General features: G+C 72.0%; 12 protein-coding genes. 3 read left to right on the top strand and 9 right to left on the bottom strand.

Annotated features, from left to right (window positions below; genetic code table 11):
* Positions 1–178: 178 nt before the first annotated feature.
* The 5 genes from KBY19_RS12970 to KBY19_RS12990 all read right to left on the bottom strand — a co-directional run bounded on the left by KBY19_RS12970 (position 179) and on the right by KBY19_RS12990 (position 4,921).
* On the bottom strand, positions 179–2,260 hold the full coding sequence (locus KBY19_RS12970) for a SpoIIE family protein phosphatase (RefSeq protein WP_099884385.1): 2,082 nt from the start codon (positions 2,258–2,260) through the stop codon (positions 179–181).
* Positions 2,261–2,468: 208 nt separating this feature from the next.
* The gene (locus KBY19_RS12975) at positions 2,469–3,005 is read right to left on the bottom strand and encodes a Dps family protein (RefSeq protein ID WP_099886796.1); all 537 of its coding nucleotides are present in this window, start codon (positions 3,003–3,005) and stop codon (positions 2,469–2,471) included.
* Between the two features lie 188 nt (positions 3,006–3,193).
* A complete protein-coding gene (locus KBY19_RS12980) occupies positions 3,194–3,724 on the bottom strand; it encodes a DUF1360 domain-containing protein (protein ID WP_185018179.1) in 531 nt (176 codons plus the stop codon).
* 92 nt (positions 3,725–3,816) lie between these two features.
* Positions 3,817–4,146, bottom strand: a complete 330-nt coding sequence (locus KBY19_RS12985; protein ID WP_099884381.1) for a plasmid stabilization protein — start codon at positions 4,144–4,146, stop codon at positions 3,817–3,819.
* A gap of 175 nt (positions 4,147–4,321) precedes the next feature.
* The gene (locus KBY19_RS12990; protein ID WP_307843500.1) at positions 4,322–4,921 is read right to left on the bottom strand and encodes a helix-turn-helix domain-containing protein; all 600 of its coding nucleotides are present in this window, start codon (positions 4,919–4,921) and stop codon (positions 4,322–4,324) included.
* Between the two features lie 46 nt (positions 4,922–4,967).
* Between KBY19_RS12990 and KBY19_RS12995 the strand changes: the two genes are divergently transcribed.
* A complete protein-coding gene (locus tag KBY19_RS12995) occupies positions 4,968–5,780 on the top strand; it encodes an AzlC family ABC transporter permease (RefSeq protein WP_210956210.1) in 813 nt (270 codons plus the stop codon).
* Entirely contained in the window at positions 5,777–6,085 is a 309-nt protein-coding gene (locus KBY19_RS13000) for an AzlD domain-containing protein (protein ID WP_210965799.1), read from the top strand. The genes KBY19_RS12995 and KBY19_RS13000 overlap by 4 nt, the downstream gene beginning before the upstream one ends.
* Before the next feature lie 29 nt (positions 6,086–6,114).
* On the opposite strand, the gene KBY19_RS13005 is transcribed toward KBY19_RS13000, so the two are convergent.
* From KBY19_RS13005 to KBY19_RS13020, 4 genes are all read right to left on the bottom strand, one after another.
* Positions 6,115–6,615 carry an ATP-binding protein gene (locus KBY19_RS13005; protein WP_247690930.1) on the bottom strand — a complete coding sequence of 167 codons (501 nt, stop codon included), beginning with the start codon at positions 6,613–6,615 and terminating at the stop codon, positions 6,115–6,117.
* Between the two features lie 383 nt (positions 6,616–6,998).
* Entirely contained in the window at positions 6,999–7,790 is a 792-nt protein-coding gene (locus KBY19_RS13010; protein WP_210965800.1) for an enoyl-CoA hydratase/isomerase family protein, read from the bottom strand.
* Between the two features lie 87 nt (positions 7,791–7,877).
* Positions 7,878–9,149 carry an Ig-like domain-containing protein gene (locus KBY19_RS13015; RefSeq protein ID WP_247690923.1) on the bottom strand — a complete coding sequence of 424 codons (1,272 nt, stop codon included), beginning with the start codon at positions 9,147–9,149 and terminating at the stop codon, positions 7,878–7,880.
* A 312-nt stretch (positions 9,150–9,461) separates the two neighbouring features.
* Positions 9,462–10,760, bottom strand: a complete 1,299-nt coding sequence (locus KBY19_RS13020; RefSeq protein ID WP_099884370.1) for an Ig-like domain-containing protein — start codon at positions 10,758–10,760, stop codon at positions 9,462–9,464.
* Between the two features lie 473 nt (positions 10,761–11,233).
* Between KBY19_RS13020 and KBY19_RS13025 the strand changes: the two genes are divergently transcribed.
* Positions 11,234–12,523, top strand: a complete 1,290-nt coding sequence (locus tag KBY19_RS13025) for an MFS transporter (RefSeq protein ID WP_099886794.1) — start codon at positions 11,234–11,236, stop codon at positions 12,521–12,523.
* Positions 12,524–12,536 lie beyond the last annotated feature (13 nt).

The following is a 12,536-nucleotide window of genomic DNA, read 5'->3' on the forward strand; positions in this document are numbered from 1 at the left end:
GCGTAGGTCGTGCGCCGGCCCGGCGCGTCCGTGGTCCGGGTGCCGTAGCTCATATGAGCGGCACCGTCCCGGCCGGGTGCCCCGCTGACCGCACGCCAATCCCCGGTCCCGCGGTTCGGCACAGCCGGCGCGCGACGACCGGTGGGGAGGCGGTGGGGAACGCGATACGGGGCGGTGATCAGTGCGGAAGCAGGGGGATCTCGCACCAGACGCGCTTGCCGTTGCCGCGAGGTTCGACGCCCCAGTCGGTGGCGAGCTCCTCGATCAGCATCAGGCCGCGCCCAGAGGTGGACTGCTCGGTGGCGGCCCGGCGCTGCGGCGAGGTGGGTGAGGAGTCGGTGACCGCGATACGGACGGCGCGGCCGCCGTTGCGTACCGGCCGGGCGGTCAAGGTGGCGTCGCCCTCGGTGTGCAGCAGCGCGTTGGTGGCCATCTCGCTGGCCAGCAGCTCGGCGGTGTCGGCGAGCTCGCCGAGGGACCAGCGGTGCAGCGCGGTACGCAGGGCCTGCCGTGCCGCGTGCAGGGATCGCGGGTCGCTGGAGGAGATGGTGACGGCCATCTGCGGGGCTGCGGCCCGTCTGCCGGACGCCCGACGCAGCAGCAGGAGGGCGACGTCGTCCTCCTCGCCGGTGAAATTGCCCATGGTGCGCAGCAGATGGTCGGCGAGTGCGTCCGGGCGGGTGGGCCCGTGCCGTACGGCGTCGAGGAGCTTCGCCCGGCCCTCGTCGATGTCGTGGACGCGGGACTCGATGAGGCCGTCGGTGCACAGCACCAGCGTGGAGCCGGGCTCCACCACCGTTTCGGCCAGCGTGTACGGGGGCTGGGCCGACGGCGCAGCGAGTCCGAGCGGCAGCCCGACGGGGGCGTCGACCCAGGCGCAGCTGCCGTTCGGGCGACGCAGCAGGGGCTCCAGATGGCCGGCGCGGACGCACGCGGCGACACCGGTGCGGGGGTCGAACAGGACGAGGAGGCAGGTGGCGAACCGGTCGGTGTCCAGTTCTGCCAGGAAGGCCGAGGCACGGGCCATCACGGTCAGCGGCGGATGCCCCTCGGCGGCGTAGGCACGCAGCGCGATCCGCAGCTGTCCCATGACGGCGGCGGCCGTCACGTCGTGGCCCTGCACATCGCCGACGACCGCGGCGATCCGGCCGTCCGGCAGCGTGACGGCGTCGTACCAGTCGCCGCCGATCCCGCCGCGGGCGCGGGCCGGCCGGTAGCGGGTCGCCATGGCGAGGCCGGGTACGTGCGGGATGTGCCCGGGGAGCATCGCCGTCTGGAGCCCGGCGGCGAGCTCGTGCTCCTGGTCGAAGAGGAGGGCGCGCTGGAGCGACTGGGCGATGGTGTTGCTGAGCGCGGTCAAAACGGTGCGCTCGTCGTGGGTGAAGCCGGTCTTGTCCTCGTAGGACAGGCCGACGGCGCCGATGGCGGTGTCGTGCGCGATCAGCGGGAGGAAGACGGCGGCGGTGGCGTTGGGCACCAGTTCGAGATATTTGCGCAGCCCCGGGTACTGGTGTGCGAACTCCTCGCGGTCGGTGAAGAAGACCGGCTCCCGGCTGCGGACCGCCTCACTGAGCGGCAGCGGCGAGCCGATGCGGGAGAGGTGGAAGTCGCGGATGAGCTCGTCGGGTACGCCGTTGGAGCCCACCAGCTCCATCCGCCCGCCGTCGACCAGCCCCAGGACGATGCTGGACGCGCCGAGCCGCTGCACCAGCCGGGTCGTGGTGAGGGCCTCGGCGACGTCGTCGACCGTGACGGTGGGCGCCAGCGCGTCGTTGACGTGGCCCACGATGTCGGCCTGCCGGCGCCGGTCGCTCTTGGCCTGCCGCAGCTCCCGCGTCTGGTCGATGGCCCGCAGCTCCTGGCTGGCGTCCCGGATGATCCCGATGACCTGCGCCGGATTGCCGTTGTCGTCGCAGACGACGGTGGCCTGGGAGTGCTTCCAGCGCAGCGAGCCGTCGGAGTGGCGGACCCGGAAGTAGAGGCTGTAGCCCGTCCGCTCCTTCAGCGCCCGGCCGACCTGCGACTGGATCTCGGGCAGCTCCTGGGGCACCATCCGCTCGGCGATGGTGGCGGGACGGTTGTCGTACTCCCCCGGCTTGAATCCCAGCACGGCGAGACCGGCGTCGTCGTACCGCATGTCACCGGCGTTCAAGTCCCAGCTGAAGCAGCCCATGCCGTTGACGGCCAGCGCGACATGAGCGGCAACCGGTGCGTCGCCGCGCCGGGTGGGCCCCGTGTTCGGTTCGCGGAAGCGGTGCATCGCTGTCTCCCGATCGCGTGGCCCGGTGCGTGGGTCCCGGCTCGGCGACAGCCACCGCAGCGCGCCTGAGGCCGGGACCACCTCCCCATCATGCGGGGGCCGGGCCACCGCCGCCCTCCCCCGGACTCCGTCCGGGTGGTGCCCCCACCGGTACGGCGGTGGCCCGGAAGCGTGAGAGGCCTGGGGCACGGTGGGAGCGGGCCCGGCGTCAGGGCTTGCCGCGGGCCTGGGTGGCGGCCTTCTCGGCGGCGGCCGATTCGGAGTCGTTCGGAGCGGTGGACAGCTTGCCGCCGGAGCTCTCGATGTGCGCGCGGACGAACCACTGGAACAGCTCCAGCTTCCGCAGGTGCTCGATGAGCAGGTCCTGGGTGACCAGGTCGGAGCTGTCGGTGGCCTGGACCGCCTTGCGGTGGTCCTCGATCACCCCGGTGTAGACGACGTCGAGGGCACCGAGGTGTTCGATGGCCTCGGCCCGCCCGAGCGTGTAGTCGCTCCAGGTCCGCTCGGCGACCAGCACACCCGGGGTGCCCCAGGGCGAGCCGCCCAGCGTCGAGATGCGCTCGGCCGTGTTGTCGATCATCTCGCGGACCGCCTCGACCTGCGGGTCCAGCATCTCGTGGACGGCGATGAAGTGCGGTCCGATCACATTCCAGTGCACATGCTTCAGCGTCAGCGCCAGATCGTTGAGGGCGTGCAGTCGCATCCGCAGAAGCTGGATGACGCTGCCACCGTCGGCCGTGGACATTCCCGGGACGGTGTAGGACGGCTGCGAGCCGTTGGTGGATACGTGGGCTGCCACGGTGCACTCCAATCCTCGGAAGGGCAGAACGTAGAAGAAGCAGTAGAAGAAGCAGGGGCCGACCGTGGAAGGCGGACCTGCCGGCCGTCGGGTGCCGTTCGCGTTCCCACGGCTGCCGGCCGGCGAGCCGGCGGTCAGTCGTGCGGCGAGTGCCGCTCCTGCGCGGCCGCGTACGCGTACTGGAGGAAGTCCGAGCCCGCGACGGCCGTCAGACCGGTCGTACAGGTGCGTGCGGTGGCCGGAGCCGCCGCGTGCAGGATGAGCAGCGCGGAGGCCGCCCAGGGAGCCAGGCAGAACGGGCAGGTCACCAGCTCACCGACGGCGTGCCGGAGCCCTTTTCCACGGGGTTCCTCCGCCACTTCGGCGGGCGCGCCGGTGCCCTGGTAGCGGGCGAAGGGGGCACGCAGCGGACTGGCCACCGCGTCCTTCGCCACCATCCTGGCCAACTTGTGGGTGGCCAGGGTCAACAGCACCAGTTCACGGGTGCTCAGCCTCTTGGGAGCCCGCCGCCCGGCCCAGCGCGCCGCGAGCGCGGCTCCCACGACACCGGTGCCGAACGAGGAGAGCACAGCCAGATAGCCGCCCAGCGGGCGCTCGGCGTCGGGGGCGTACTCGTGCTCGTGCTCTCGTACGGCTTCGCGGGCCGTGCGCTGCATGCTGGGCATGCGCTTACCTCCCATGGCGTGACACGGGCACGACGTGCGCGGACACGGCGTGCGCGGACACGACGTGGTGCGGGCGCTCCCGGACGGGGCGGTCAGCGGCCGAGGGCGCGCTGGAGCTCGTCCTTGTTCATGTGGGAGCGGCCCTTGACGCCACGCTGCTTGGCCTCGTTGTAGAGCTGGTCGCGGGTGGGGCCGGCGGGGCCGGTGCGGTTTCCGGAGCGCTGGCCGCCGCGCTTGGGGGCGGGCTTGTCACGCACGGAGGTGCGGCTGGCCGTCTTGGACTCGCCCTTTTGGGCGCGCTCCTTGTTCACCGTGCGGGCTGCGATCTCCTTGGCACGACCCGTGGAGGTGCCCCGGCTCTTGGCGCCCTCCTTGATGTGCTCGTACTGGCGCTCACGCTTGCGGTTCGACCCTGCAGGCATGGTTCCTCCGTCTCCTGCGGTGTGGTGCTGTCGCGGTCGGTGCGGCCGATCACTGCCCATATGGGCAGTTATGACCGTTTCCATCCTCCGCTCTCGCGGTCCGGACGGCGACCGCACCAGTGCGCTACGACCCCGGGTTCCACATGCGCCGACCGCCACACCTACCACCGGCTCGCTACCGGTGCTCCATCAGCAGCACCAGCGAGGACCCCGGCTCCAACGCCTCGCACAGATGGGGGACATCACCCGGATAGCTGACACAGTCGCCCGGCTCCAGCTCCACCGGATCGTCCGAGGCCCCGATGCGCACCCGCCCCGAGGCGACGACGGCATGCTCGAAGGTGCCGGGCGAGTGCGGCTCCGAGATCCGTGGCGCCCCCGGCTCGACGTGCACCGTGTACAGGTCCCTGCGCGCACCCGGCGGGCAGGCGGACAGCAGGGTGGCGACATAGTGCGCCTGCTCGGAGGGGACCGCGACGCCCTCGCCCCGGCGCAGCACCCGGGAGCGCGGCCGGGGCGGGTCGACGAGCCCGCTGAACGGCACATCCAGCGCGACACTCAGCGCCCACAGCGTCTCCACGCTCGGGTTGCCGGTGCCGGCCTCCAACTGCGAGAGCGTGGACTTGGCGATGCCGGCCCGCCTGGCGAGCTCGGTGAGGGAGAGTCCGGCGCGGGTGCGCTCGGCGCGGATCGCGGCGGCAATACGGGCCAGCGGCGGCCGGGCGGGACCGACGGAGGGCCCACCGGGCGAGGTCTGTTCGCTATGACGGTCCACCTGTTCTCCTTGACGAACGACAGCAGAGGCGTTCAGCATAGCGCCCATGCGTTCGCCACACCGAACATCCATACCCGGACCTGGCTCCCTGCCGCTGCGGGAGATCACCGTGCTCGCGGTCGCCATCGGCATCGTCGGGGTCTCCTTCGGAGCCGTCGCGGTCGCCGAGGGCGAACCACCGTGGGTACCGCTCGCGATGTCACTGACCGTCTTCGCCGCCGGGGCCCAGTTCGCCTCCCTCGACCTGGCGCTCGACGGCGCCGGGACAGCCGCCGCCGTGACCGCCGGGCTGGTGCTCAACGCCCGGCTCGCGCTCTTCGGCTTCGCACTGCCCGGAGTGCACGGGCGGCGCCTGGGCGCCCGGCTGTGGAGCAGCCAGCTCCTGGTCGACCAGTCGGCCGCGCTCGCCCTGGCGGAAGGCGAACCGGCGCGCCGCCGGGCGGTCTTCCTCGCCTGCGGCGGCGCGCTGTACCTGGCCTGGAACCTCGGCACACTGGTCGGCGTACTGGCGGGCGGCACCATGAGCGACCCGCAGGCACTGGGACTGGACGCGGCCGAGCCGATGGTGCTGCTCGCCCTGGTCCTGCCCGCGCTGTCGGCACACGGCCGCCGGAGTGACGACGACACGGCCCACGGCGCACGGCGGCGCTCCGCCACCCGCCGCGCCGCCCTCGCCGGGGCGCTGACGGCGCTCGCGGCGACCCCGTTCCTGCCCCCGGGAACCCCGGTGCTGGCGGCACTGCTGGGACTGCTCGCGCGCCGGCCCGGAAGGACACCGCCCCGCCCCGGGCGAGGCTCCCGCCCCGAAGGAGCCGCAGGTACCGAAGGAGCGGCCGGTACCGAGGGAGGCCGGGCATGACGCTGTTGGCCGTGGTCCTGCTGGCGGCGGGCACCTACGGGCTGCGACTGTGCGGCCCCCTCCTGCGGGCCCGTACGGAGCTACCGGCGCGCACGGAACTGCTGCTCGCGGACGCCGCGACCGTGCTGCTCTGCGCGCTGGTGGCCACCTCGGCACTCATGGAGGGCCAGCAGTTCGCGGGCTGGGCACGCCCCGCGGGGGTCCTGGTGGGCGCGGCGCTGGCCTGGCGGCGGGCGCCGTTCCTGGTCACCGTCCTGGGCGCCGCCGCGGTCACCGCGGGGATGCGCTGGGCGGGAGTGGCGTGACGGCCGCCCGTCCGGGGCCTGACGGCGACTCAGTCCGTGGCCCGCATCTCGAACCACGTCGTCTTGCCGCGGGGCAGCAGGTCCACGCCCCACCGTTCGGACAGCATGTCCACGAGGAAGAGCCCCCGGCCGCTGGTGTCCAGTTCGCCGACCGGCAGCAGGCACGGCAGCCCGCGCGAGGGGTCGCGGACCTCCACCCGGATCCAGCTGGAACGCCGCAGCATCCGGATGCCGATGGTGTGCGCGCCGGTGTGCCGCACGGCGTTGCCGACCAATTCGGAGACGAGCAGCACGGTGTACTCGGTGCGCTGCGTCGGGAGGTCCCAGTGCTGCTGGAGGACGGCCTGGGCGAGCCGCCGCGCCCGGCGGGCGGATTCCGGGAGGTTCGGGAGCGGCACCTCCCGCACGGTCGGATCGCCCTCCTGGTCGAGAACGGTGCTCACCGACTCGACGCCCCACGCCTCTTCGGGGTCTTCCGGAACCCGTTCGGTCACGCTCGCCACATCTCCCTGACCCGCCATGCCCACCATCATGGCGGCAGGTGAGAGCCCCTGGGGGCGGTTCGCGGGTTTCCAGAAAGCCGGAACCGCCCCGTCCAGGGCGACTGGTGCGCCACCCCGGGCCACCACACGACCGCTCGGGCACGGCGTGACCTGGTATGACATCGGGTGCGCGAGTGATCACATTGCGCCACAAGTGAGCGGCGAAAGAGGGCATATCACCGACGGGAAATTCCCCCCCACGGTGGGGCGCCCGACGCTCCCGCGCGTACGCCACCCCCCACCACCCCACCCCGCAGCTGAGGGACAGCGCCCCATCAGGGACCCGGGGGACCGCGCGGGCAACCGCAGCCCGCCCGCAGCCCGCACACCTCCGACAGGGGCGCCCCTGGCCCGATCCCGCGGCGCGCCGCCTAGCGGAACTTCGCCTTGCCCGGGCCCTCATCGACGAAGCTGCGCATACCGATCTCCCGGTCCTCCGTCGCGAACAGCCCGGCGAACCAGTTGCGTTCGAGCGCCAGCCCGGTCTCGATGTCCGCCTCGAGACCGAAGTCGACCGTCTCCTTGGCCGCGCGCAGCGCGAGCGCCGGGCCCCGCGCCAGCCGGGCCGCCCAGGCGTGTGCCTGCTCGTAGACCTCGGAGTCCGGCACCACATGGTCGACCAGACCGATCCGGGCGGCCTCGTCGGCCGCGACCGTGCGCCCGGTGAAGATGAGGTCCTTCGCCTTGGCCGGGCCCACCAGCCGGGACAGCCGCTGGGTGCCGCCGGCGCCGGGGATCAGTCCCAGCAGGATCTCCGGCTGGCCCAGCTTGGCGCTCTCGCCCGCGAACCGGACGTCGGCGCACAGCGCCAGTTCGCAGCCGCCGCCGAGCGCGTAGCCGGTGACGGCCGCCACGACAGGCTTGGGGATACGGGCGACAGCGGTGAACGCCTCCTGAAGCCCCCGCGAGCGCAGGACCATCGCGGCGTGGTCCATCTCGCGCATCTCCTTGATGTCCGCGCCGGCCGCGAACACCTTCGCACCGCCGTAGAGCACCACGGCCCGCACGTCCTCGCGGTGTGCCGCCTCCTCGGCGAGCTCGCGCAGCAGGCCCTGGGTGGCGATGTCGAGGGCGTTCATCTTCGGCCGGTCGAGCCGGATGGTGCCGACGCCGTCGGCGACCTCTAGGCGCGCGGTGGCGCCGCTGGGTTCGTTAACCGTCATACAGGGAGGTTAACGGCCGTTACACGACGCGGCCCCGGTGCCGTTCCTCACAGCACCGGGGCCCACGCGGCAGGGAGCCCTCGGGGCCTACTGCGGCGCCGTCCACTTCTTCCAGGACATGTTCCAGCCGTTGAGGCCGTTGTCCGGTTTGATCGTCTCGTCCGCGGAGTTCTTGACCTCCACCACGTCACCGACCAGCGAGTTCTGGAAGAACCAGGCGCCGGGTGAGCCGTTGGCGCCGCCGCCGCGCATGTCGAACAGGCCTATGCACCCGTGGCTGCCGTTGACCTTGCCGAACTGGTACTTGGCCATCCAGTAGTTGCCGTGGATGAAGGTGCCCGAGGTGCTCAGGCGCATCGCGTGCGGCACGTCCTTGATGTCGTACTCGCCGCCGAAGCCCACGGTCTCCCCGTTCATCCGGGTGACCTCGTGCTTCTCGCTGACGACCATCTTGCCGTTGTAGGTCGGATTGGCCGGGCGGCCGGAGGTGATCGGGATGGTCTTGAGCTTCTTGCCGTCCCGGGTGACGGTCATCGTCTTCTTCTTCGCGTCCACCACGCTGACCTGCTGCCTGCCGACGGTGAACTTCACCGTCTTGCGCTGCGTTCCGTAGACACCCTCGGAGCCCTCGACACCGCTCAGGTTGAGGTCGACGGTGACCTTGGTGCCGGATTTCCAGTACTCCTCGGGGCGGAAGTCCAGCCGCTGGTTGCCGAACCAGTGGCCCGCCACCTTTACCTGTGGGTCGGCGGAGACGGATATCGCCTTCTCGACGGCCGCGCGGTTGGCGACCGGCCGGTTGAAGTTGATCGAGAACGGCATGCCGGCGCCGACCTTGTCACCGTTCTCCGGCGTGAAGTACCCGACGAAGGTGTTCTGCGGGACGAAGGTGGTGAATGCGGCGTGCTTGGCCGAGGCGCGGCCCTCGGAGTCCTTGGCCACGGCGTCCACCGTGTACTTCGTCCCCGCCGCCAGGTGGGTGGCCGGCCGCCACACGGTGCCGCCGTCGGCGAGCTTGCCCTTGACCTTCTTGCCCTTGCTGTCCTGAACCGTCACCTTGGTCAGCTTGCCCTTGGCGGCCGAGACCTTGAGCACCCCGGAGGTCTTGACGTCCTCGGCACCGTCCTTGGGCGCGACGGTCACCACCGCCGCGGACGGGCCCTTCGCCGGCTTGTCGGCATCCTTGGTGTCCGCACGGGCCCCGGAGCCGCCGCCACCGCCGCATGTGGTCAGCGTGAGCAGCAGTACGACCAGCAGCACCACCAGCCCGACGGCCGAACCGCCTATGAGCTGGGCACGGCTGTCCCCCCGGATCGTCTCCCACTTGAGCTTGTCCCTGGCCACGGTCTTCAGATCCAAGACGGCCCACCCCTCGTCCTCACACGGCTTTCGCGCACCCGTGTGCGCCCCCGAAAACACGGTGCCGCGCCGCCCGGCCGTGAACGGCACATGAACGGCGGCGCGCGTCCGCCTTGTTAGATAACCACACCACAGTGACACCGAGCGGCGCCTGAGGGTCACCGTTCGGTCGCGGTTTTGCGGAGGCCGGGGGGAGGAAGGCGCTTTGGACTCGGAGGTCGGGTATGTCGGTCGGCACAGCGGGCGGCGGCGGCCGTCGGTGCCGCCCGGGCCGGGACGGCGGGTCGGGTCGCCTCCCGCCGCGGCGGCGGATCAGTTCAGCGCCGAGCCCGCCACCCATGCGTCCCAGGGCATGTTCCAGCCGCCGAGCCCGTTGTCCGGCGCCACGGCCCGGTCGTGCGAGCCGCGCACGGTCACCAGGTCGCCGACCAGCGACCGGCGGAAGAACCGGCCGGCGGGTGACTTCTCGTCACCGCCGCGCTCGTCCTCCAGCCCGATACAGCCATGGCTGGTGTTCTTCTCCCCGAACGTGCGCCGAGGAGCCCAGTAGTTGCCGTGCAGGAAGGTGCCGCTGCGGGTCAGCCGCATCGCGTGGGGGACGTCCTTGATGTCGTACTCGCCCCCGAACCCCACGGTGTCCCCGTTCATCCGGGTCTCCTCGAACTTCTCGCTGATGACCATGAGCCCGTTGTAGGTGGGGTTCTTCTTCGTGCCGGCCGTGATCTGGAACTTGTCGACGGTGCGCCCGCCGCGCTGGACGGTCAGGGTGCGGCGGCGCACGTCCACGACGCTGCGCTGGTCGCGGCCGATGGTGTACCGCACCTTCTTGTGCTGGGTGCCGTAGACGCCGGGAGCCCCGCGCACATCCCGCAGCCGCAGGTCGAGGGTGACCTCGGTGCCCGGCTGCCAGAACGTACGCGGCCGGAAGTCGAGCCTGTTGCGGCCGAACCAGTGTGCGGCCACCGGGACCCGGGGCCGGGAGGTGACGCTGATGGCGCGTTCCACGGCCGCCCGATCTGTGATGGGCCGGCTGAACTCGAGGGTGACGATCGTCGCGGTGCCCACCGTCTGCCCGTCCTCCGGCCGGAAGTAGCCCACGAAACGGTGCGGGGGGACCCGGGTGGAGAAGGTGGCGTGCCGGATCACCCGGTCCCCCTCACCGTCGACGGCCACCACGTCCACCACGTAGGTGCTCGCCAGCTCCAGCACCGTCTTGTTGCCGTGTCCGAGCTCGCCGCGTCCGGAGGCGTTGGCGCGGGAGGCCGGCAGCGGGCGCCAGCTGCGCCGGTCGGGGGAGAACCTGCCGGCGATGGCGCGCCCCGCGTCCTTCCCCTTGCGCTGCATACGGACGCTGCGCAGCTTCCCCTCGGGCACCGAGACCTCGACCCGGGCGTCGGTGGGTACGTTGCGTGCCCCGTCCTGCGGCGTCACGCGGATGGCGTCGCCCGGTGGTTTCGAGTCGTCCATGACACCGCACCCGGCAGGCGCGGCACACAGCACAGCGAGCCCCACCGCGACCACCACGGCGCGCAGCCTCCGCCGCACGCCCCGCGTGCGGTGAGGGTCTGCCCCGACTTCTCGTGCCGTCGTGCCCCGTGCGCCCCGTCCCATATCGACCCCGCTCCTGTGTGTACGTGCTGCCCGGCGCGTGCCGCTGCCCGATCTCACCCGGACGAACGGACCAACGAAGCGCGTGCGGCAGGGACACCGCGATCACACGTGTGAGCGAGGTTTCCCCTCCGGGAAGGAACGGGAGGAGCAGGACAGGCGGTGCCGCCCCGCACCGGACACCGCGCCGCTCGCTCCGACGCCGCAGAGCCGCGGGAGGCCGCCACGTGTCGTACGCCGAGCCGGCGCCCCCACCGACAGAACGGCTGTCGGGCTCCAGCGACCTGCACGCCCGGGGCGGGCGGCGGCCGTAGGCGGTGGTCGGCCTCGTCATGGCGCACGCTGGCTGCACCCTGCGCGATCTGGTCACCTACGAGCACGAACGCAACCAGGCGAGGGGGAGGGCAACCGGGACGGCACCGTATCGGCGGAAAAGAGTTCGCCGCCGCACCTCCGCGGTCCCACACTGGTTGGACGTGACCCCTCCCGGCGCCCCAGCGGCCTCACTCCGTTCCCGTAACTTCGTCCTCTTCTTCACCGGCCGGGCCGTCGCCAAGCTCGGTGACGCCATGCTGCCTCTCGCGCTGTCGGCCGGGTTGATCCAGCACGGTCACGGGCCCGGTGCGATCGGGGCGGCCCTCGCCTCGCTGACGGTGTGTCTGGCGGGCTTCGTCATCTTCGGCGGCGTCTTCTGCGACCGGTTCGACACCCGGACGCTGATGATCGGTTCCGATCTGGTGCGGGTGGTCACGCAGGCGGGGATGGCCGCGCTGTTCCTGAGCGGACATGTGGTGCTGTGGCAGGTGTGTGCGATCGGTGCCGTGAACGGTATCTGTGCGGGCCTGTTCCAGCCGGGTGTCGCCAGCACCGTCCCCCGGGTGGCGGCCGATGTGCAGGGCGCCAACGGGCTGATCCGTACCGCCGAGTCACTGGCGATGCTGCTGGGCCCGGCGCTGGCCGGTGCGCTGGTGGGTGCCTTCTCGCCGGGCGGGGTCTTCGCCGCGCACGCCGGTACGTATCTGCTGAGCGCGCTGTGTCTGGCACTGCTGCGGCTGCCCCCGGCGGCCGGGTGGCGCCCGGCCGAACGCGCCGGCTACCGCGCCGACCTGGTCGAGGGGTGGCGGGAGTTCCGGGCGCGCACCTGGATGTGGAGCGTCATCCTCATCTGGATGGTCTACATGGTGACCGTCTCCGGTCCGCTGGTGCCGCTGACCGCGTCCGAGATCATCCCGGCCGACGGGCCGGGCGTGTACGGCCTGGTCAACTCGGCGCTGGGCGGCGGTACCGCGCTGGGCGGGCTGCTGGCGCTGCGCTTCAGACCTGTGCTGCAGCTGCGCGCCGGTTCCATCGCACTGCTCGGCTGCTGCTGCTACCCCGCCGCTGTCGGGCTGGGGCTGCCGCCCGCGGCCATGATGGCGGCGGCCGCCATGTGGGGGGTGGGCGGTGGCATCTGGAGTGTGATGTGGGCGACCAGTGTGCAGACCCAGGTGCCCGGTCAGATCCTGAACCGCATCCACGCCTACGAGGTGGCGGGCTCGCTGGCGATGATGCCGGTGGGCCAGGCGCTGGCGGGCCCGGCCGCCCAACTGCTCGGCGGCCGTACGGTGCTGCTCGCGGGCGGCGTCATCATGGTCGGTATCAGTGCCTCGCTGCTGTCGGTGCCGGCGATCCGCAATCTGCGGGCGGTGACGACCCGGGCCGGTGCCGCCCGGAGCGCCGAGCCGTCGACGGACCGCGGTGACCACGCGCGCGACATCAGCGCCTGAAGCCGCCGTACCG

The sequence above is a fragment of the Streptomyces sp. B15 genome (genome assembly GCF_018070605.1).
In the GTDB taxonomy this organism is placed as follows: Bacteria; Actinomycetota; Actinomycetes; order Streptomycetales; family Streptomycetaceae; genus Streptomyces; species Streptomyces smyrnaeus.